This window comes from [Rhizobium] kunmingense (assembly GCF_977018605.1).
Genome location: NZ_CDRNXG010000002.1, coordinates 983,090 through 1,004,719 on the forward strand (window position 1 = coordinate 983,090; position 21,630 = coordinate 1,004,719).

A 21,630-nucleotide genomic window follows, 5' to 3' on the forward strand; every position below is an offset into this window, starting at 1 on the left:
GTCAGGCTCTCCCGGCTGCGATGACCAGTGCGTCGCGTACGACATTGGCACCGAGTTCGATCTTGAATGCATTGTGTCGAAGCGGGGCGGCGCCCTCGAATGCGATACGCCCTGCCTGCATCGCGCTCTCTTGGTCGAGGCTGCGTCCGATCAGTGATCGCTCGGCCTCGCGCGCCCTCCAGGGGACAGTTGCCACGCCACCGAGTGCGATGCGGGCGTCGGCAACGACACCGGCTTCCAGTCGCACGGCGGCCGCCGCCGAGACCACGGCAAAGGCATAGGATTCGCGATCGCGGATCTTGTGATAGGTGGACGCCCTGCCGACCGCATTCGCCGGAATGCGAATCTGAACGATGATCTCGTCCGGTTCGAGCGTTGCATCCCGCTGCGGGCTGGCACCGGGTTGCCGGTGAAGCTCCGCAATCGGCAGGCTGCGGCGCCCGCTCGACCCGACAATGTCGATGACCGCATCCATGGCGATCAACGCGACGGCGAAATCGCCGGGATAGGTCGCGATACAGGCATCCGAGCCGCCGAACAGCGCATGCGACCGGTTGGCCCCATCGATGGCCGCGCAGCCGGAGCCCGGTGCGCGCTTGTTGCAGGCGAACGGTGCGCCATGGCGAAAATAGGCGCAGCGCGTGCGTTGCAGAAGATTGCCGCCAAGGCTCGCCATGTTGCGCAATTGCTGCGATGCCGCCTTCCAGAGCGCTTCGGAAAGCAGCGGAAATTCGGCCTTCAGCCGGGCATCCTCGGCGGCGTCCGCCATCCGTACCAGAGCGCCGAAGCGGAGTTCGTCTCCCGACGTATCCATGGCGGAGAGTTCCCGCAGGCGATTGATATCGACGATACGGGTCGGTGCCTCGACATCGAGTTTCATGAGATCGAACAGCGTGGTGCCGCCGGCGATCACCCGGGCATCGCCACCGGCGCCGACAAGGGTGGCCGTCGCGGAGCCGATATCGGCCGGGCGTGCATAATCAAAACGCTTCATGGTCAGCCCTCCATCGTCCGGGCCGCATCCTGGATGGCGGCAACGATCCCCGGATAGGCCCCGCATCGACAGAGATTGCCGCTCATATACTCGCGGATTTGCTGCGGCGATCCCGCATGTCCTTCGCGAACGCAGGCGACGCCCGCCATGATCTGCCCCGGCGTACAATAGCCGCATTGAAGCGCATCGTGATCGATAAAGGCCTGCTGCATCGGATGCAGGTCATCGTCGGTCGACAGGCCTTCGATCGTCGTGACATCGAGACCGTCAACCTGCACCGCCAGCGTCATGCAGGATGCCACACGGCGTCCGTCGACATGCACTGTACAGGCGCCGCATTGTCCATGGTCGCAACCTTTCTTTGCGCCGGTCAGCCCAAGCTGGTCGCGGAGCACATCGAGAAGCGAACTGCGCGGATCGAGCGTCAGCGAATTGGCTGTACCGTTGACGCGGAAGGCGACATCGACATCCGCGCGGAACGCGGCCGGCAATGCGGGGCCAGCATCCTGCGCCAGCGCATGGCCACCAAAGCCGGTTGCGGTCAGCGCGCCGATTGCCGCGCCTTGTTTCAGAACGGAGCGCCGGGTTACTCCGGAGAGGTCTGTTTCCTTATCACTTTCGCAACCATCATGCATGCTGTGCTCCCTTTCAATCTGCCGACTCCTGCCGGTTTAGAGTGAGGGGAAGGTGCTGTGACCGGTTCCGAAAAAGAAGAAGGCACCTCTCGGAGACCCACGAACCGCGCGGTTAGCTAACTGAATTGATAGGATTTTCATCCGATAACAATTTCGCCAACGAAATTTTATCCGCCTGACCGGAGGCGGCCAGCCCGCCGTTCAATGCCACCCGTCGCAGGGCGTGACGGCTTTCCGTTGCTCAGGCGCTTCAGCGTCTAGACAATACTGAGCGCCGGACGAATGTCGGGAGACTGCAGGCACATGAAAGTCTCCTTCAAGACGTCAAGAGCAAGTAGTCTGGAGACAATCTTGCCGTGCTCGTCACGGATCGTCGCCGACTTGATATCCATCCGTTTCCCGAGGGCGAGATGTTCGGCCATGATTTCGCGTAGGGCCATCACAGTGTCCCGAAAAGCCGAGGCTACGGAATCCGTTTCCAATGCCGATACGGTTTCGTTCACGCCATTCATAGTCTGAAACTCAATGTGGTACGTCTGCACGTCATTTCCCTCGAGGCGAAGTATAGATAAGTATTGCCTTCTCTTCTGACAGCATCCTGACGAATGAGTATTTTATGGTTCGGGGATCTGGATGGTTCAGCCCGCTCTTTCGTCACCCTTGATTTTCACCCCTTGCGTACGGGTGCAGCCGGAGCGCCGATCTGTGGATTGTGCAAATGTCTGTTATGGCGCATTTAATCGACGGCGGTCAGCTGAATGCGTCGTCATCGGCGATGGAGTAGTCAGCTGCAGGTGACGTCAGGGAGAGCCATGAGGATACTTTTAGTCGAGGACCATGTTTCTCTGTCGGAAATGCTGGAAGAGCAGTTTGGCCGCGCCGGATACATCGTCGACACGGCGCGAAACGGCGTCGACGCCTTGAGCTCCATCAAGCGCGTCCCCTATGACGTCGTGGTTCTGGATCTGGGCTTGCCCAGGATGGACGGGGTCGAGGTGCTGCGATCCGTTCGTTCTTCCGCCAATCGCTCGCTACCGATTATCGTTCTGACCGCTCGTGACGATATCGACAGCCGTATCGCAGGTCTCGATGCCGGAGCCGACGATTATGTCGTTAAGCCTTTCGATTGGGGCGAGCTGGAAGCGCGCGTCCGTGCTGTGCTGCGGCGGCCGGGCCGGCTCCAGTCCGAAATTCTCCACTTCGGTAACGTCACTCTGGAGGCCGCGCGAAAGGATGCGCGTGTGAGTGGAGTTGCGGTTGAGCTTGCCCGCCGCGAATATGCACTTCTCGAAGAATTGCTGCGGGCGGCACCCCGTGTCGTCATCAAGGACCAGCTGGAGGACAGGCTTTACACGGTCAACGAGGCGGTAACGCCCAATGCAATCGAAGCCATCGTGTCGCGCCTGCGCAAGAAGCTCGCCTCCCTTGATGCGGATGTGAAGATCGTGACCGTTCGTGGCATAGGCTACAAGATGCTGATGGGCGCGGCCGCCGATGATATGGACTAGAAGCGTTCGCGGTCGCCTGATCGCCGGTATGCTGATCGTGTTCGGCCTCGGGGTCGGCAATGTGGTCATCTACCTGCTCGATCTCGATCGCGACCTGCGTGAACATGTCTTCAACGAACAGGTAGCGGTCATTCTCGCAAGCGTCGACCTGATGCCTGATGGCAGCAATCTTGCGCAGCTCCCGCACCGTTTCTCCCAGTCCGACTGGCGTTTCAGCCTCTACGACGGCAACCGCACGCTGATTGCGAGTTCGCCGCCGGATATCACGCCCCTGCCGTTCCGGCCTGCGGGATCAGCCTCGCTGGATCAGCGCCAGCCCTCGACCGGGCGGGCTGTCGAAGGCGGCAATGTGCTTGTGCTGGCGCGTAACGACTGGGAGGAGTGCGAAGAGCTATGCCAGATATTCCGCGATCGTCTGACGGGAAGCTCGCTCCTCATCGCGGGGCTTGCGGCGGTGTCGCTTCTTGCCATGTCCCTGCTCATCGGCTGGATGCTGCGCAGCGTCGAGCGGGCGGCCGAGCTGGGAAAGTCGATCGGCGTCGAACACCCGGACCGCCGCATACCGCTCGACGAATTGCCCATAGAGATCGTGCCACTTGCGGCTTCGGCGAATGAGGCGCTGGATCGTCTTGCGACGGCCTACCAGGCTGAACGACGCTTTACGGCCGATGCCGCGCACGAATTGAGGACACCTCTTGCCGTCCTCAGCCTGCGCCTGCAGAAGGCGCGGCAGGACGGTGCGATCGACTGGCTGTCTCTCGATCGCGACATGCAGCAGATGCAGCGGCTTGTTGAGCAATTGCTGGTGATGGCGCGTGCCGACAGCCGATCCGCTTCGGCCGTGTCTGCCAGCCCGCTTCATCTGGCGCGGCTGGTGCGTGGGGTCGCAGCCGATATCCTGCCGATCTACGATGACGCCGGCCGGCAGATCGAAATCGACGTGGATGAAACGATCATGATCCACGCCTCTTCCGTTCTCATAGGCCAGGCTATCCGCAATCTTCTGGAAAACGCCCTCAGTCACGGTCAGGGTACGGTCACGATTTCGCTTTCACGACAGGCGGCCGAAAAATGCTCTATCGAGATCGCGGATGATGGTCCCGGCCCCGACCCGGACTGGTTCGAACAGATGTTCGAACGCTTCCGCAAGGGCGAGCAGAGCCGCGATGGGTCAGGTCTGGGCCTTTCGATCGTCCGCCAGATCATGCGCAATGTCGGAGGCGAGGCCGACCTTGTCGAAGCGCCGAATTTCCGTATTCGCCTGTCGCTGCCCTGTCTGGCGGCAACATGAATGACCGGCTGCCGCCAATTCGTTGAAGGTCATCAGGCGTCTGTCAGTTTCTCCTGCTAGGTGCGCCCAGAGGCAAATTTTGCGCAAGGCCGGTAACGGTTCTGCGTCCTTGAATTGCCTCCGGACAGCGATACGGGCCGGCCTCGCCTTCTCCAAAAAGGTGTGTCCACCCTAATCGACGCATTGGAATGGAGACGGATATGGAATTCTGGGAAGCGATCCTGTTGGGTGCAGTGCAGGGGCTGACCGAGTTTCTTCCCATCTCCTCCAGTGCGCATCTGAGAATACTGGGGGAGTTCCTGCCATCCGGCACCGATCCCGGCGCGGCCTTCACCGCGATAACGCAGATCGGCACCGAACTCGCCGTCGTCATCTATTTTCGCCGAGAGATCGTCAGACTGTCGCTTGCCTGGCTGCGCCAACTGCTCGGTCACCCGCACGAGCGGGATCAGGCGCGGCTGGCATGGATGATCGCTATCGGTACGCTGCCGATCATCGTTCTCGGCCTCCTGTTCCAGTCCTATGTCGAGACCGCGCTGCGCAACCTCTACATAACCGCGACGATGCTGATCGGTTTTGCCGTCGTGCTCGGATTGGCGGACCGCTATGGAAAGCGTCGTCGCGCGCTTTCGGATCTGACCTGGCGTGACGGCATCCTGTTCGGTCTGGCCCAGGCGCTTGCCCTCATCCCTGGTGTCTCCCGCTCCGGCGGCACGATCAGCGCCGGGCTGGCGATGGGATACACAAGAGAGGCCGCGGCGCGCTATTCCTTCCTGCTGGCCATCCCCGCCGTCTTCGGCTCCGGCATCTATCAACTGGCAAGATCGGCCGGTGAGCCGCAAGCTGTCGGTGGCGTCGAGACGGCCATCGCAACACTGACGGCCTTCGTGATCGGCTACGCCGTCATCATCGGTTTTCTGAAACTGGTGTCGACGCGCTCCTTCGCCATCTTCGTCTATTATCGCATTGCCCTGGGCGCGTTCATCCTGCTGCTTTTGGCGGCGAAGGTCATCTCTCCAGATGGCTCGCCGATGCTCCTCTATTAGGCGCCGCAAGTGGTCGCTCCGGGAAAATCTCGGTTCATCAGGCTGTTGTCAGGATCGCATGAGAAAGTGCGTGTCGTCAGTCTCGCCGGATCTGCCTGCAGGCCGAATGAAGCACAAGGGATATTTCTTGCAATCGCGCGCCATCGCAGCAGCCTTAGTCGAGGCGGAGATAGGCATTGCCGCAAGGCAGGCAGTCCGCTCATGCGATATCACCGCGTCGGTTCCCGCAAGCGCTGTGCCGAGGTCACCTTTCCATCGGCCAGGTTTCGCCGAAACCATGAGGCTTTAGGCGACACGATGGACAGCCGAATACGTCGGTCCGATCCGGACCCCGGCAGCTACCATGCCCCGTCCACGATCGGACAGACCTCGAAACTTCCCGCAACATCTGCGCGCGATTGCGCGCGAGCCGCGGTCGCGCATGAAGGCCGATCGTTCCTGCCGTCACCTGTTCCGGCGGTCGTCGATATTTCCCAGATCAACCAACATAAGGAGCGACCGCTTTTGCAGCGGTCATTGAACCCGTCATGATATTCGAATGGATGTCCGACCCTGCCGCCTGGGCGGGGCTTGCCACCCTGATCGTTCTCGAGATCGTCCTCGGCATCGACAATCTCGTCTTCATTGCCATCCTGGCCGACAAGCTGCCGGAGCATCAGCGCGAAAGGGCGCGTCTTATCGGCCTCAGCCTTGCGCTCGGCATGCGTCTGGCGCTGCTCGCTTCCGTCGCCTGGATCGTCACCCTCACCGCGCCGCTCTTCACCGTTGCCGGGCTTGAAATCTCCGGGCGCGATCTGATCCTGCTGTTCGGCGGCGTGTTCCTGCTGTTCAAGGGCACGATGGAGCTGCACGAACGGCTGGAGGGGCATTCCGGTCCCAAGGAAGGCAAGGTCGAACATGCCGTCTTCTGGCAGGTCCTGATTCAGATCGTCGTACTCGATGCCGTTTTCTCGCTCGACAGCGTCATTACCGCTGTCGGCATGGTCGAGCATCTTTCGGTCATGATGATTGCCGTCATCGTTGCCGTGGGCGTCATGCTGATCGCCTCGAAGCCGCTGATGGCCTTCGTCTCCAAGCATCCGACCGTGGTCATTCTATGCCTCGGCTTCCTGATGATGATCGGCTTTTCGCTGGTGGTCGAAGGTCTCGGCTTCCATATCCCGAAAGGCTATCTTTATGCTGCGATCGGCTTCTCGGTTCTGATCGAGGCGTTCAACCAGATTGGCCGGCGAAACCGCGAGCGCTTCATGTCGACGGGTGATCTGAGGGAGCGGACCGCAAGCGCTGTTCTGTCGTTGCTCGGCAGCCGTCGCGGCGAAGCGTCTCTCGGTGAGGCCGCAGACGTCATCGCCGAACGTGCAACGGAGAACGAGCTGTTCACCCCGGTCGAACACGAAATGATCGAAAGCGTGCTGACACTGGCGGATCGCCCGGCCAAATCCGTCATGACGCCGAGGCGGGACATCGACTGGCTGGATATCGACGACAATCAGGAGGAATTGCGCCGCAAGGTGCTCGAATCGGGGCATTCCCGTTTCCCGATCGCGCGCGGCAGTCTCGATAATTTCCTCGGCGTCGCCCTTGCCCGCGACCTGCTGCATGATCTCATCGAAAGCGGCCGGATCGATTTCGATCGCTCTTTGCGCCAACCGCTCGTCGTGCACGAGAGCGTCAACGCCTTGCGGCTTCTGGAACAGCTGCGCCAGTCCCCGGTACAGGTCGCGATCGTTCTCGACGAATTCGGCCAGATGGAAGGTCTCGTTACGCCGACCGATCTTCTGGAGGCGATCGCCGGCGAATTCGCTGATGACGACGAGGATCAACTGGTCGTCGAACGTAGCGAGGACGGTTCGGTTCTGGTCGATGGATGGATCGATATCCGACACGTCTCAAGGCTTCTCGAAGTCGATCTGGTGGACGACGCCGACCGCTATTCCACCCTCACCGGGTTCCTGCTCTGGCGGCTCGGGCATTTGCCGGGGGCTGGGGAAAGTGTCGTCTATGCCGACCTGCGATACGAGATCGTCAGCCTCGACGGTCGCAATATCGACAAGGTGAGGATCAGGAAGGAAGGCGAGCAGCCGCCCGTGCAGGCACTGGTAGAGGAGGCTATCTGAGCCAACCGGCGATACTGAAAAAATACGGGCGGGCTGTTTCGGCCCGTCCGCGCAATCGGCATATCGCCTGCCGGGCCAGGTTTCAGCCGTGCCCGGCCAGTCTTGTCGGATCAGATTGCAGTCCCATCGGCGCGCGAACCCGAGGCGCCGTGGCAGCGGCTATCGGCGGAAAGCACGATGGCACCCGCATGGCCAGGCAGGTCGGAAAAGGCCTGAGTGTTCTCATCCTCGGATCGCCGAGATCGCGATTGCGCCCGGTGAATGCCCGTGTAGTGGCCTCGATCAGGCCGTGGAGGTGATCGAGACCTTCGCCTTCCGCTACATTCGGCGGTCGAACAGGCCGAGGATCAGCAGTGACGCCGTGAAGGATCGGCAGACGTCGCCATCGTTACGCTATACGCAGTCTACTGAAAACCTTCTCCGAATCCTCAGGAGTTCCTAAAGGTCTGCACATAATCTGCAAACGACATGGGCAATTTTCGCCTCATGAAAAAGCACCTCATCCCAGACCGCTCCGCTCTTCCCAGATTGCCGTATCGCCTCTTGACCGAGGGTTGGTGGCTTGAAGATGAACCGTATCCCGACGGCAAACATTCGGCGCGGTCCGCTGGCGTCGAGATCTCCAGTCCGGTGCCTCGGCGTCAATGCGGATTTCAGCAATGCAAGTAAAAGACATGAAAGCTGCCCTTCCGCTATCGCGCGGCTCAAAGCGCTGCATTGTCGCCGTTCTGGCGGTCGTTGCTTTGGCCGACTTTCTGGTTTTCGACCAGGCGCCCGGCCTCAACCTCTTCCTTCTTTCAATCGCGTCGGTCGGCGCGCTGCTGCTCGCCTCCCCCAGGGCTGCAAGGCCAGTCACACTGGCCGGTCTTTTCGGCATTTCGGTTCTTGCCGCCGCGCCCCTGCTGGAGGCGCCGACTTTCAGCGGCGTGATCACCGCCATGACGGGGTTATCTCTTGTCGCACTGTCACGCGCAGGCCTGCTGCCTGGTCGCCTCAGCGCGGCACCTGCCGTCCTGCTTCGCTTCATGCCGGCCATGGTGACACGCCTGGCGAGGAGCTGCCGGGGATATCTGCGGTCCCGTTCCTCGGGCAACATCCTTGCAGCGATGTCGAGATACGCATCCGGCTGGGTGTTGCCGCTGATGATGGGGCTGGTCTTCCTGTTGCTCTTCAGCGCGGCAAATCCGCTGGTCGAGATGGCGCTTCATCGCATCAATCTCGGTTTCCTGCTGCAGTTTCTCGACATCTGGCGGATCACGCTCTGGCTTGCGGTCGCAAGCGTCTTCTGGGCAATGATACGTCCACGGCTCTCGCGCAAGTGCAGACCCCGCAGGTCTGCGGATCTTATTCCGACGGGGCGGGCCGGCGGATGTCTCGACAGGCAGATCCTGATCCGATGCCTTTGGCTGTTCAACCTGCTCTTTGCAACGCAGACCATGCTCGATGTCGTCTATCTCTGGGGTGGTGCAGAGCTGCCGGCCGGCATGAGCCACGCGCAATATGCGCATCGTGGTGCCTATCCCCTCCTGGCAACAGCATTGCTGGCTGCGGTCTTCGTCCTTGTTGCCATGCGACGCGGCGGTCCGGGAGATGAAAGCCGCGTGATACGCGCCCTTGTCGTCGCCTGGATCCTGCAGAATGTGCTCCTCTGCCTCTCATCCATTCTCCGTCTCGATCTCTATGTGCAAGCCTATTCGCTGACCGGATTGAGGTTTGCAGCGCTGATCTGGATGGGGTTGGTGGCTGCGGGCCTGTGTTTCATCCTGCTGCGGATCGTCTGGCGGCGGTCCAACGAATGGTTGATCGCGATGAACCTCGCGACGCTGGCAACGGTGCTCTATCTCGTATCGGTTGCAGATGTTTCGGGCCTCATCGCACGCTTCAACGTGGAAAACAGCGCCGAGCTTGGTCAGTCGGGTGCCTCGCTCGACGTCGACTACCTTGCCTCGCTCGGCCCTTCCGCCATCCCGGCGCTGGATCTTTTTCTGGCGTCGGTCCCGGCCGGGACAACCAAGGCGCGGGAGGCTGACTATGCCCGGCGGTGGCTGGCGCAAATGTTTGACGGCAGATCCCGTGATTGGCGCAGCTGGAGCTACAGGTCGCACAGAATGGAAACCTATTTACAATCAACCTCTTTGATCGAGTGATGAAACCGCGTTATCAAGTCTGTCAATACGTTCTCAGGAGTTGGCATGGCGTACCGCATCCTAGTTGTCGATGACGAGCCGAGTATTCGGGACGTCATCTGCTTCGCGCTCGAACGCGCAGGCATGACGACGGTGACAGCCGGAAACGGTGCGCAGGCGATGATGATGTGGCGGACGGGCAAAAGCGATCTCATCGTTCTCGATATCGGCATGCCGGACATGGACGGATTGGATGTCTGCCGGCAAATCCGCCAGACATCTGCTGTCCCGATCCTCTTTCTCTCCGCCAGGGACGAAGAGATCGACCGTGTCCTCGGTTTGGAGATCGGCGGCGACGACTATGTCACCAAGCCCTTCAGCCCGCGCGAACTCGTGGCGCGGGTCAAGACGATCCTGAGGCGCTCGGGCGCTTCGGGGATGACCGAGAAAGCCGATCAGGGCCTTGTCGTCGGCGCGTTGCGTCTGGAGCGAGCCAGCCGCGTGGTGGCCTTCGGCGACCGGGTTCTGTCTCCCACCGCGCTCGAATTCGCCATTCTGGAGGCTCTCATGGCACGACCGGAGATGGTGTTTACCCGCGAGCAGCTGATGGTCGCCGCCTATGGTCCGCAAACCTATGTCGCAGATCGCACGATCGACAGCCATATCCGCAATCTGCGTGCGAAATTCGCGGCGATCGGCGCTGAGGGCGTCATCACCACCATCCATGGTGTCGGCTTCACCTTGCGCGCCATCGCCAAACGGGGAGAGTGACATGCCGGCACCGCAGGTAAAGCCGAAGTGGCGGCCACAGATGGGGCTGATCGTCTACGCCGTGCTGCTGTCGATCATGGCGCTACCGATCGTCAGCATCATCTGGTTTCGCGCGACAGATACCGAGGCCTCCTTGACCACGTCGGCCGAGGTGGTTGCATTGCTTGCGGTGCTTCTGGTGACGCTTGCCGTCGCCTATGTGCTCAGCCGCACCATAACGGCGCCGATCAATGCGTTGATCTCGCGCTCGGATGAGATCGCGCGCGGCGGACGAGCCGCGATACGGCCGCTCGAAAGCCATGGCACGCGCGAGATCGCCACGCTTTCGCAGAGCCTTCTGGACCTTGCCGGCAAGCTCGTCGACCGCAGCGAGTATGTACGCTCCTTTGCAGCGCATGTATCGCATGAGCTGAAGTCGCCATTGACCTCGATCCGCGGTGCCGCCGAGCTTCTGCGCGATGACGGCGACGATCCTTCTATGACCAGCGCGGAACGCTTGCGGTTTCTCGAAAACATCATCGCCGATGCGGAAAGGCTGGACTTGCTTCTGGTGCGCTTGCGCGAGCTCGCCCATGCGGAAATTCCCAAACCGACCGGGTATATCTGCACCGGTGACGTTGCAAACATACTGCGCGAGCGGTTCCCGGAACACGAGATCGCTGTCCACGGGGATCCAGCGCTGCGTTTCTCGCTGCCGCCGGAGGCTGTCGGCGTGGTGTTCGGAAACCTGGCGGAAAACGCATTCCAGAACGGCGCCAGCCGTATCGACCTGACGGCGCGGGCCGAGGGAGCACTCGTCACCATTCTGGTCCGCGATGATGGCCGGGGCATAATGCCGGCCAACCGGGAGCGGATATTCCAGCCCTTCTTCTCTACCCGACGCCAGGAGGGAGGGACCGGCATGGGGCTCGACATCGCGCGCACCATGCTCGCGTCCCATGGAGGCGATATCATGCTGCGGGTGTCGCAGGCGCCCGGAGCCGAGTTCGCGGTGTCTGTGCCGAGGTCATAGGCCGTCGCTTGGCTGTGCGTGAAGATTGCCTTGCCGAAATGGCTCCATCTATCCAGCGCGGGACCGGGTAACATACTTGCTGAAAACGTGGCTACGGAAGATCGACAATCTCCCGATCCCATCTCGGCTGGCCGGAATATCTTGCCGCGAGAAAGTCGATAAACGCTCTGACCTTGGCTGGAGGCCTGCGATTGGCCGCATAGACCGCGAATATGCCGGATAATCCCAATGGCGGCTGATCGAGTTGAAGCGATACGAGCCGACCTGACCGGATATCGTCACCGAGCAGAAAGGTCGGCTGATAGACGATGCCCTGCCCTGCCAGTGCCGCCGCCACAAGCGCGTCGCCGTTGTTGGCATGCAGGTTGCCGCTGATCGCTACGCTGACGGAACCGTCATGGCCGAATTGCCATCGATTGGGGCCGACCGGCGCCGAGAGCGTGTAGCCCAGGCAATTGTGCGCGCCAAGATCGGCGACCCGTACCGGCCTCGGATGTCTTTGCAGATAGGCCGGCGATGCCGCGACCAGCAGGCGGCATGGCGCGAGTTTTCGCGCGATCAGGCTTTCATCCTTTATCTGGCCGATTCGAATGGCGACATCCCAGCCTTCCTCCACGAGATCGACGGCACGATCATTCAGGCCGAGATCGATCGCAAGGGCGGGATGAAGATCCGCGAGCTCGGCCAGCAGCGGGACGATTTCCCTCGTCCCGAATGAAACCGGCACGTTGACGCGCAGCGTGCCGGTCACTTCCATCCGCTCCGCGGCGGCGATCGCGTTCGCTTCGGCATATTCCGCCAGGATTCGCTCGACACTCTCCAGATAGCGGCGGCCAGCCTCGCTCAGCGTGGTCTTGCGCGTGGTACGGTGCAACAGCTTGACCCCCAGCCTATCCTCCAGCGCTGCCATGTGCTTGGTCGCCATCGTTTGCGACATGCCGAGCGCACGTGCAGCCGCCGACAGGCCGCCATGCAAGGCGACCTTGGCAAAAACCTCCATTCCGGCAATGCGGTCCAGCATTTTTTCTCACTCTGTTGGTGTGAGCTGATATGATCAGGTTCCCGATTATCATGCTTCGGATGAGGATGCATCTTCCCGTCCAGCAAAACGACGTGTTGTCGCAAGGATCGGGAGAGCGCTGTGCTCGTGAATGGCAAATGGACTGCGGACTGGCAGCCTGTCCAGGCGAAGGACGCCAAGGGCGGCTTCGTTCGCCAGACGTCCAGCTTCCGCAACTGGATCACGCCGGATGGATCCGCCGGCCCGACCGGAGAGGCAGGGTTCAAGGCTGAAGCCGGTCGCTATCATCTCTATGTCGCGCTGATCTGCCCCTGGGCGTCGCGCACGCTGATCGCCCGCAAGCTGAAGAAATTGGACAGCCTGATCTCCGTATCCGTCGTCGAACCGGTGCTGACGAAGGAAGGCTGGCGGTTCGGAACCTATCCGGGCGCCAATGAGGATGCCGAGAACGGCGCCCGCTACATGCACGAGATCTACACGCGGGTCGATCCGCATATCTCCGGCCGGGCAACCGTGCCGGTGCTGTGGGACAAGCTGACCAGGACGATCGTCAACAACGAATCTGCCGACATCCTGCGGATGTTCAACAGCGGCTTTGGGGCGCTGGCAGATGAGAGCGTCGATCTTTATCCCGAAGAGCTGCGTGGCGAAATCGATGCCCTGAACGACCGGATCTATCCGCGTCTCAACAATGGCGTCTATCGGGCGGGCTTTGCCACGACGCAGGAGGCCTATGAAGAGGCTTTCGCAGACGTGTTCGGCATGCTCGACGAACTCGATAGCCTGCTGGCGGACAGGGATTTCCTGAACGGAGACCGGCTTACGGAAGCGGATATCCGGCTGTTCGTGACGCTTGTGCGCTTCGATGCCGCCTATCACGGCCTGTTCAAATGCAATCTGCGCCGCATCGCCGATTACCGCGCCCTCACCCGGCATCTCCATCGGATGCTGTCCGTCGAAGGCATCGCGGAGACCGTCAGCATCGACCATATCAAGCGCGGCTATTACTCGATCGAAAGCCTCAACCCGACGGGTATCGTTCCGGTCGGCCCGCTTCTCGATTTCCAGCATCTTCTGGCAGTGGCTGCGGACGCTGAAAACTAGGCCGCCCGCCCGCAACCATCGGCAACCTTCAGGATCACGAGAGAATGCTCACCCAAATCCTTCTAACCACCGTCCTGCTGCCCTTGCTTCTCGGCTTGGCGATATCGCTCATCGGCAGGGGCATGCCGACTTACGGGCTCGTTTTTACAGTCTTTTTGATCCCGCTGGCGGCCGCCATAGCCAGTGTTTCTATCGAAGGCTTCCCACCCTTTCCGCCGGTGGCGGCAAGGCAGAAGCTGCCGGTCCTTCTGGTTGCCGGTGGTGTCGTCATGGCGGTTTTTGCCATCGCCTTTCGCCGGTTTCTGAACCGTTGGACTGTGGCGATAGCCGGTATCGTGGCGCTCGCCATTCCTGCCTGGTGGTTGGGCCGAAATGTACTTGCGGCGAACGCGACCAAGGCCACGACACTCGCCATCGTGATGATCATTGTTGCGATTACGCTCACCGCAATCTCCGGTTCCCGGATGCGCAAGTCGTCATCCGCCGCATTGCCGGCGGCCCTGCTGGCAACGGCCATCGCGACGGCCATCGCCGCCGTCCTCGGTGGTTACATCGGGATGGCGCAGATGAATGGTGCAGTTGCTGCCTTTCTCGGCGGCTGGCTTCTGGTGCGCTACATCGCTTACCTGCGCGGCGACGACATCGCCTTCGAACTTACGGGCCTTGCAGCATTCTCGTTCATCTGGACGGTTGCCATGGGCGTGACGATGACCGTGCTTCTGGCTCCGAACGCGGCACCCGCCTCACTTGTCCTTGCCGTCCTTCCGGCTCCCGTTTTCGCGCTGATCTGCCACAGAGGCATAGGCTTCGACGGGCAGCCACGTTTTCTAAGGCCCCTGACTATCGGCGCATTGACGGCACTTCCGGCGATTGCCGCCATCGTCATCGCCGTTCTGGCAGGTGACTGAGCCTGCAACCGATCCGGTTTTCCGGACTACATCGCCCATCGAGGCATCTCAAAAGGAGAAACCATGAAACGCCTTATTCTCGCGACCACTTTTGCCGGCCTGATGATGAGCGGAGCCGCCTTTGCGGCCGACACTTACGACATCGATCCGACGCATGCATGGGTCGGTTTCAAGACCAACCACGCCGGATGGGCCAAGACGCACGGTGCCTTCAAGGCCGTCAGCGGCACGATCTCCTTCGACAAGGAAGATGTGACGAAGAGCTCGGTCGAGATCACGCTGGAAGCCGCCAGCATCGACACCAATGACGAAAAGCGCAACACCCACCTGAAAAGCCCGGATTTCCTGAACGCCGAAGAGTTTCCGCAGATTACGTTCAATAGCACGGCGATCGAGAAAACCGGTGAAAAGACCGCCAAGGTTACCGGTGACCTGACCCTGCTCGGCACTGCCAAGCCGGTGGTTCTCGACGTAACCTGGAACGCGGAAGCACCGCTGCCATGGGATGCCAACACGATCAAGACCGGCTTCTCCGCCACCGGATCCTTCAACGGCGTTGAATTCGGTATTTCCAAGATGGCAGACTTCGGCCTCGGCCCGGATATCGCTCTCGACATCGACGTCGAAGCCGTCAAGAAGTAATCCGGCCTGACGACACTTACGGCGCGGGTGGACTAAATTCAGCCGCTCGCGCCGTTTTCCTGCATCGCCATCGTCTTCGGCCACCCCGATCAGAAGACCATGCCTGGCGGGCGGGCGACTGCCTTCCCTGTCCCGATCCATAGTTCGGCGTCCATACACCTCAGCTCAAGTCCACCGCCGCAGGCATCCATGCAGCCTCGTTCCAGGCGGCCTCGCTGCGCGGTCTCATATCCCCGGCGAGATTGCTGTGTCTGCTCTATCCTGCACATGCATTATTCCCTGTCCGGTTGATCCGACAATCTGGATGAAAGTGACAGCCTGTCGGGTAGTGCCTACGCCTAATGGTGAGTGTGGCATGGCTCGATGAGCATGACTTACCAATAAAGTATGTAACATCCTGAGCCGGTCATCCTCCTTTTTGGCAGGCTGCGGGACGGGGTACAGCTCGCGATACTCCTGTGAATGGCAGCCTGGAGGCAGCTATCGCGCAACGAATATACGGGCTTCTGTCATGACGAAAAAAGCGCTTATAGTCGGTGTAACGGGGCAGGACGGCGCATATCTGAGCGAGCTTCTGCTCGCCAAGGGCTATGAGGTGCATGGTCTGAAGAGGCGGTCATCCTCCTTCAACACAGGCCGCATCGATCATCTCTATCAGGATCCGTTCGAGGCGAATGTCCGGTTCAAGCTGCATTTCGGTGATCTGACCGATGCGACGAACCTCTGCCGGGTCATCCAGGAAGTTCAGCCGGATGAGATTTACAATCTCGGCGCCCAAAGCCATGTGCAGGTGAGCTTCGAGACGCCCGAATATACCGCCAATGCAGACGCATTGGGTACGCTGCGGCTGCTGGAGGCTGTTCGTCTGCTGAAGCTTGGAGACCGCTGCCGGTTCTATCAGGCCTCGACTTCCGAGCTTTTTGGCGGCATCGGCAAGGAACCCCAGAACGAGACGACGCCGTTCTATCCCCGCAGCCCATATGCGGCGGCAAAACTCTATGCCTACTGGATGACCGTCAATTATCGCGAGGCTTACGGGCTGCACGCGTCCAACGGTATTCTGTTCAATCATGAAAGCCCTATCCGCGGCGAAACATTCGTGACCCGAAAGATTACGCGCGGCGTTGCCGCGATCGAACGGGGTTTGATCCAGAAACTGCACCTGGGCAATCTCGACGCGATGCGCGACTGGGGGCATGCGCGCGATTACGTCGATGGCATGTGGAGAATGCTCCAGCAGGACGTGGCCGACGATTATGTGCTGGCGACCGGCGAGGCGCATAGTGTCCGGGAGTTCGTTCAGGTCGCCTTTGCCGCCGTCGGCCGGACCATAGAGTGGGACGGCACCGATGTCGACGAGGTCGGCTATTGCGGCCAGACCGGCAATCCCCTCGTCGTCATCGATCCCCGCTACTATCGGCCGACTGAAGTTGAATTCCTGCTCGGCGACGCGACGAAAGCGCTGAACAAGCTGAACTGGCGGTATTCGACATCGTTTGCAGATCTGGTCACCGAGATGGTTCAAGCCGATCTCAAACTTATCGTTCGCGAGGAGGGGCGGAATGACCTTGTCAGTTGATGAGCTTGGACGGGAATATGGGCTTGAGGGCAAACGCGTCTGGATCGCCGGACATAATGGAATGGTTGGTTCTGCGCTGGTTCGCCGCTTGCAACGTGAAGACTGCAAAATTCTCAAGGTATCGCGCAACGAGCTGGATCTCACGCGCCAGGCCGACACGGAAGCCTGGATAGCGGCTGCCCGGCCAGACATCATCTTCGTGGCTGCCGCGAAGGTCGGCGGAATAGCCGCCAATGCGGCCTATCCGGCGGATTTCCTCTATGTCAACACGCTCATCGCGATGAACATCATGAAAGCCGCGGCCGATCTCGGGGTCGAGAAGCTTCTCTGGATGGGATCCAGCTGCATCTATCCCAAGCTCGCTGCACAGCCGATCAACGAGAGGGCCTTGCTGACGGGGCCTCTGGAGCCGACGAACGAGGCCTACGCGATCTCGAAGATCGCAGCACTGAAGCTGGCGCAGGCCTACGCGGATCAGTACGGCATACTCTCCATCTCCGTCATGCCTACAAATCTCTATGGGCAGAACGATAACTTTGATCTGCATGACTCACATGTCATGCCCGCCATGCTGCGAAAGATGCATGATGCGAAGACATCGGGCGCCAACCATGTCGTACTCTGGGGCAGCGGAAGTCCTCTGCGCGAGTTCCTGCATGTCGACGATTTCGCCGATGCCTGCTGCTTCCTGATGAAGAAAAAGGCTTATGTCCCGATCATCAATATCGGCTCAGGGCAGGAAATTTCCATCCGGGATCTGGCCCTGCTCGTTGCAGATGTCGTCGGTTACCGGGGAGAGATCGTCTTCGACACCAGCAAGCCCGATGGCACGCCGCGCAAGCTTCTGGATTGCAGTCAGCTGGATAGCCTGGGATGGAAGGCAAAGGTCGATCTGCGCGACGGATTGGTCGATCTGTATGCGCGCTGGCGGGACCTGGCTGCGCAGGAAGCCTAGGGATGTCGAGCGTCCTGGAAAATGCGTCATATCGATATCTGACTGTTTGGCTGCGAGACGGGTCTATGAGGTGGGCGCTGTCGGCGCTCGCGCTGTTGCTGCTTCTGGTCGCAATCTCAAGATCCTCTGATGCGAGGCTGATGCATGGGGCGACGGATACGGTCTCTTTCCTCGGCGTTTCAGCCGTTTACCCGCAGGTGGACCTGCCGCCCGGTACCGCGGCCTTCAATCCGGTATTCCCATCCGTCGACGTTTCCGCACCGGTGATCGCCGAGATCTCGAAGATCGCCGACAGAGGTGAAGTCGTCTCGATGACGGGCGTCGACCTTGATCGGGCAACGTCCTTCCGTATCTTTTCGCAGGCACGCGATGGTGCCGAAGGTGAGTGGATTTCGGTGGCGCCTCTCTCTGCCGACACGACCACCGCCACGCTTCTGCTGCCGGAGACGCTGTCACCGTCTTCCATGTATCTGATCAGCCCCGTACGTGAACAGGCGCACGGGCCGATGGTGGCGATCAATCGGACCGAAGCTTGGTGGCTTGGACCCGAGAAGGCAGTTGCCGGCGACCTGATTTCGGTCCATGGCCGCAATTTCACCCTGGGTGAAGAAAAAGGGCCGCCTCTCATCTATCTCAAGCCGATCGGGGCAGAAGGTCGATATATCGAACCCGTATCCGCCAATCCGTTCAGGGTTGCATTCGCCGTTCCGGACCTGCCCGCGGCAACCTATGAGATCTGGATGCATAATGGGCACGGTGGTCGTTACGGCTGGAGTGGGCCATTGACACTTGAGGTGAGTGACCAGTCGCCATGGGTGCAGCAGCAGAAAGCCGTCTTCAACGTTAGGGATTTCGGTGCCGTCGGTGATGGTGTTGCCGATGATACGGTGGCGCTTGAAAAGGCCATTTCCGCTGCAGGCGAGGCTGCCCCTGCAACCATACGATTTCCTGCAGGGACATATCAGATCACACATGCGCTGCATTCTCCCGGCGACGTGACCTGGCTCGGCGATGGAATGGAGAGATCCGAGATCCGCCTTGTTCGGGCAACCGGAGAAAGCATGATCATAAGTCCTGGCGCGAATGTAAGGTTTAGCCAGATGACGATATCTGGAGGCGCAAATACCGGCCAGGAGCCGCTGCTTCGGCTTTACTCGGCGACAAATGCCTCGCTTCAGTCTGTCAGGATCGATGCCTGGGGGACTGCTGCGCTGGACGCACAGAGCGTATCGGGCCTATTCATCGATGCTTCCGAACTGATCGAGAACGGTTCGTTCTACGGTGCAAGCCGACAGATATTCCTGTCCGGAAACCGGTTTCGGATGACGGGAAACGGAGAGTCCGTTGTGGCGCTCTGGGGCGGTCGCGATTTTTCGATGATTGGCAACGAGATGAGCAATGCCGATGAAAGCCGTGATGACGGCAATGGTATCGGCCGGTTCTTCGTCGGCCAGGCGCATGCCGGCAATATGCGAAACCTCTATTGGGAAGGCAACGTCTCCCGCAACGCGGCACCGTTCGATTGTGACAAGGTCGATTGCAACAAAGGCGAGCAGATCTGTTTTGAAATCGTCGGCAGCCGATTGAAGAACGACTTCGTCGGTGCCACGGTTGACACCGTGACTTTCGCTTCCGATCGTGACTGGGACGCCCCCCTGGCGAGCGGCCGGGATCTCGTCATCGTTGGTGGTCGGGGTGCGGGCCAGCGACGCTCGATCGTGTCGATCGATAGGGCAACTGCCAGGCTGGATGCCAAATGGGCTGTTGTCCCTGACGCCACGAGCCGCTTCGCCTATGCCGCGACGGCCTCAAGAGCGGTGATTTACAAGAATACATTCGAAGGTCGTCCGACCTATGATCAACACGATTCCGATTCCACCGCGGTGCTGCTCTATGGCAATGTCTATGACGTCGTCGTGGACAGCAATGAAATTTCCCAAATGCGACATGGAATGATGACGGTCGCGTTGGATTCCGCCTACGGCCTCAGCCCGTATTTCCTGCAATATTCCAATAACAGGGTAAGCCGCAGCAACAGCGGCCTTTATGTCGGAACGACCTTTGCCGATACGGGCATTGCCGGAATATGGGGCGGCCTTGGCAATGTCTACAGGCATAATAGGTTCGAAGACATCGCCTATATAGGCGTCGAATACGAGACCTGGGATCATCCTGGTGCCGACTATAACGGAACGGTATTCGATCGGAACAGATTCGACAGGGTTCGATATGGCTTTGTCGACGGTTACAAGCTGATGTGGACGCATGACGGGCGATTTAAGGCTGGTCCCACTGGTCGGCGATCACGCCGCCTGAATACGGTGCTCTACAAAAATGATTTTGTCCGCGGTGTCGCGCGTCCTGACGGCAGTGTCGGGTTTCTCAGCCTGCATGAGGATAATAGCTGGATCAATATCGGCTCGACCTGGCAGGGATTTTCTCGTGGCAATGCGGGACCTGCGGAAAGCCGCGACGAACCTTGATATATCGGGTTTGACGCCGTCGCTTTGCTTTGCAAACGAGATGCTCCAGTTCGACAGCGCAACCTCTTGGCCCTGCCGAAACCAGAGATAAGCCTGGAATGCAGGTGTCTATGCATCCCAGGGTGCATATGGTCGGTATTCTTGTGATCAGCGCAGCGCCTTTGGCGGGTTACAGGCCACCATTATTGTTATTACCGCCGCCGCTGCCTGCGGAGCGAAATTGCTGGGGCATGGCTGTGCTGACGCGGATGATATCGCCGGCCTCTATTGCCGTGTATTCATCCGCGTCCACTTCCCTATATTCGCCCGCCGTTCGACGAACGACGGTGAACTCCGTTCGCACAACCGCCTCTAGATCTGTCTTGCGCGTTGCCGCCGCGCCGATTTCGGCCATGGTCTGCAGGATGAACGACATCTTTGTGCGCAAGCGCACCATGTCGAGTTCCAGCTCTCGCAATTCGGTGGCGGCGTCGCTTTTTCGCTTGTTGTCGAGCTCCAGAATACGTCGCTCCACTTCGTTCCTGTTCTGTTGGGCGCGGGCCAGAAAGGACGTCGATTCCAGCAGTTGCTGGTTCATCGCCAAAAGCTCCCGTTTGCGCTCCCGAAGCGCCGATTGAGACGCGGCGCCACGCGTGACGAGTTCCTCGGAGGCGTTCACATCCATCCCGAGAAGTTCGAACTGCTGATTGCGCAGGACATTCCCCTTCTCCAGCGTATCGATTTCCTGGAGGAAATTCTGCCGCTGCACCTCGAGATTGGTCCGCTCGTCTTGCTGAACGGACAGGCGAAGCCTGTAGAGCTTCTTCTCCGCATCGACGATCCGCCCAAGGATAGCGGGATTATCGGTCGCTTTCGCTGCCGTAGTTTCGTACTGGAATTCCTTGCCATCCAGTTCCGCCTCGAGGCGTATCCGCTTTACGTCATGGGAGAAGAGCTGGAGTGACGTGTCCTCGTATTCCTGTCTTGCCGAAATCAGCTGCACCTCGGAGGAATCCCTGCGGGACGAGGGTTCCCGCATGCCGCCGCCGAGCGTGAATAGTTCCAGGACGATCATGCCCGGCCTGTATTCGTACCGCCCTGGTTTCTGGACATCACCGACGATGAAGATCGGCGCATATTCCTTTATCGCGACTGCGACCGAGCGATTTGCAACATGGCTGGAGAGGTCCTGAGCGATCCGAGAGCCGATTTCGTCCGGTGTCTTGCCCAGTACATCGACATTGCCAAGCAGAGGGTAACCGATCGTGCCCTCGACACTCACCGGAAAAAGCCCGGTCAGGCCCGGATCACCATAGACGGTGATGTTGAGCACATCACCGGTGGTGACCTTGTGAGCGGATAGCTCCAATGCCGACACCAGGGTCGGCGGAGCGAAAAGTGCCGTCGACATCATGAAGGCGAACCGGAGAATGGGAAGGCGGTATCGACGATTGCTCAT

Annotated in this window: 18 protein-coding genes; 13 read left to right on the forward strand and 5 right to left on the reverse strand. The window is 60.1% G+C overall.

All coding sequences use genetic code 11. From position 1 onward, the window contains the following. Nucleotide 1 precedes the first annotated feature (1 nt). The 3 genes from AC0JZ4_RS23045 to AC0JZ4_RS23055 all read right to left on the reverse strand — a co-directional run bounded on the left by AC0JZ4_RS23045 (nt 2) and on the right by AC0JZ4_RS23055 (nt 2,069). Nucleotides 2-994, reverse strand: coding sequence for an FAD binding domain-containing protein (locus AC0JZ4_RS23045; RefSeq protein ID WP_471888797.1), 993 nt, complete (start codon nt 992-994; stop codon nt 2-4). A 2-nt stretch (nt 995-996) separates the two neighbouring features. Next, complete coding sequence (locus AC0JZ4_RS23050; protein ID WP_471888798.1) at nt 997-1,629, reverse strand: (2Fe-2S)-binding protein; 633 nt, start codon at nt 1,627-1,629, stop codon at nt 997-999. A gap of 257 nt (nt 1,630-1,886) precedes the next feature. Beyond that, on the reverse strand, nt 1,887-2,069 hold the full coding sequence (locus AC0JZ4_RS23055; RefSeq protein ID WP_471888799.1) for a hypothetical protein: 183 nt from the start codon (nt 2,067-2,069) through the stop codon (nt 1,887-1,889). A 372-nt stretch (nt 2,070-2,441) separates the two neighbouring features. Between AC0JZ4_RS23055 and AC0JZ4_RS23060 the strand changes: the two genes are divergently transcribed. The 7 genes from AC0JZ4_RS23060 to AC0JZ4_RS23090 all read left to right on the forward strand — a co-directional run bounded on the left by AC0JZ4_RS23060 (nt 2,442) and on the right by AC0JZ4_RS23090 (nt 11,500). Continuing rightward, nucleotides 2,442-3,137, forward strand: a complete 696-nt coding sequence (locus AC0JZ4_RS23060; RefSeq protein ID WP_471888800.1) for a response regulator transcription factor — start codon at nt 2,442-2,444, stop codon at nt 3,135-3,137. Then, the gene (locus tag AC0JZ4_RS23065; RefSeq protein ID WP_471888801.1) at nt 3,124-4,428 is read left to right on the forward strand and encodes a sensor histidine kinase; all 1,305 of its coding nucleotides are present in this window, start codon (nt 3,124-3,126) and stop codon (nt 4,426-4,428) included. The genes AC0JZ4_RS23060 and AC0JZ4_RS23065 overlap by 14 nt, the downstream gene beginning before the upstream one ends. A 200-nt stretch (nt 4,429-4,628) precedes the next feature. Continuing rightward, nucleotides 4,629-5,474: an undecaprenyl-diphosphate phosphatase gene (locus AC0JZ4_RS23070; protein WP_471888802.1), complete on the forward strand. Its 846-nt coding sequence runs from the start codon at nt 4,629-4,631 to the stop codon at nt 5,472-5,474. Nucleotides 5,475-6,001: 527 nt separating this feature from the next. Further along, nucleotides 6,002-7,591 (forward strand): TerC family protein, encoded by a 1,590-nt coding sequence (locus AC0JZ4_RS23075; RefSeq protein WP_471888803.1) that lies wholly within the window; start codon nt 6,002-6,004, stop codon nt 7,589-7,591. 674 nt (nt 7,592-8,265) lie between these two features. Beyond that, a complete protein-coding gene (locus AC0JZ4_RS23080; RefSeq protein WP_471888804.1) occupies nt 8,266-9,738 on the forward strand; it encodes a DUF4153 domain-containing protein in 1,473 nt (490 codons plus the stop codon). Nucleotides 9,739-9,783: 45 nt separating this feature from the next. After that, on the forward strand, nt 9,784-10,488 hold the full coding sequence (locus AC0JZ4_RS23085; protein ID WP_471888805.1) for a response regulator: 705 nt from the start codon (nt 9,784-9,786) through the stop codon (nt 10,486-10,488). A 1-nt stretch (nt 10,489) separates the two neighbouring features. After that, nucleotides 10,490-11,500 carry a sensor histidine kinase gene (locus tag AC0JZ4_RS23090; RefSeq protein WP_471888806.1) on the forward strand — a complete coding sequence of 337 codons (1,011 nt, stop codon included), beginning with the start codon at nt 10,490-10,492 and terminating at the stop codon, nt 11,498-11,500. A 91-nt stretch (nt 11,501-11,591) separates the two neighbouring features. On the opposite strand, the gene AC0JZ4_RS23095 is transcribed toward AC0JZ4_RS23090, so the two are convergent. Continuing rightward, nucleotides 11,592-12,521 (reverse strand): LysR family transcriptional regulator, encoded by a 930-nt coding sequence (locus AC0JZ4_RS23095; protein ID WP_471888807.1) that lies wholly within the window; start codon nt 12,519-12,521, stop codon nt 11,592-11,594. Nucleotides 12,522-12,641: 120 nt separating this feature from the next. Between AC0JZ4_RS23095 and AC0JZ4_RS23100 the strand changes: the two genes are divergently transcribed. From AC0JZ4_RS23100 to AC0JZ4_RS23125, 6 genes are all read left to right on the forward strand, one after another. Further along, nucleotides 12,642-13,625: a glutathione S-transferase family protein gene (locus AC0JZ4_RS23100; protein WP_471888808.1), complete on the forward strand. Its 984-nt coding sequence runs from the start codon at nt 12,642-12,644 to the stop codon at nt 13,623-13,625. A gap of 44 nt (nt 13,626-13,669) precedes the next feature. Next, nucleotides 13,670-14,533 carry a hypothetical protein gene (locus tag AC0JZ4_RS23105; protein ID WP_471888809.1) on the forward strand — a complete coding sequence of 288 codons (864 nt, stop codon included), beginning with the start codon at nt 13,670-13,672 and terminating at the stop codon, nt 14,531-14,533. Between the two features lie 63 nt (nt 14,534-14,596). Further along, nucleotides 14,597-15,175, forward strand: a complete 579-nt coding sequence (locus AC0JZ4_RS23110; RefSeq protein WP_471888810.1) for a YceI family protein — start codon at nt 14,597-14,599, stop codon at nt 15,173-15,175. A gap of 511 nt (nt 15,176-15,686) precedes the next feature. Further along, nucleotides 15,687-16,754 carry a GDP-mannose 4,6-dehydratase gene (gene gmd / locus AC0JZ4_RS23115; RefSeq protein WP_471888811.1) on the forward strand — a complete coding sequence of 356 codons (1,068 nt, stop codon included), beginning with the start codon at nt 15,687-15,689 and terminating at the stop codon, nt 16,752-16,754. After that, a complete protein-coding gene (locus tag AC0JZ4_RS23120) occupies nt 16,738-17,709 on the forward strand; it encodes a GDP-L-fucose synthase family protein (protein ID WP_471889074.1) in 972 nt (323 codons plus the stop codon). Before gmd ends, AC0JZ4_RS23120 begins: the two co-directional genes overlap by 17 nt. 65 nt (nt 17,710-17,774) lie before the next feature. Continuing rightward, nucleotides 17,775-20,192: a glycosyl hydrolase family 28-related protein gene (locus AC0JZ4_RS23125; RefSeq protein ID WP_471888812.1), complete on the forward strand. Its 2,418-nt coding sequence runs from the start codon at nt 17,775-17,777 to the stop codon at nt 20,190-20,192. A gap of 169 nt (nt 20,193-20,361) precedes the next feature. On the opposite strand, the gene AC0JZ4_RS23130 is transcribed toward AC0JZ4_RS23125, so the two are convergent. Continuing rightward, on the reverse strand, nt 20,362-21,630 hold the full coding sequence (locus AC0JZ4_RS23130; RefSeq protein ID WP_471888813.1) for a polysaccharide biosynthesis/export family protein: 1,269 nt from the start codon (nt 21,628-21,630) through the stop codon (nt 20,362-20,364).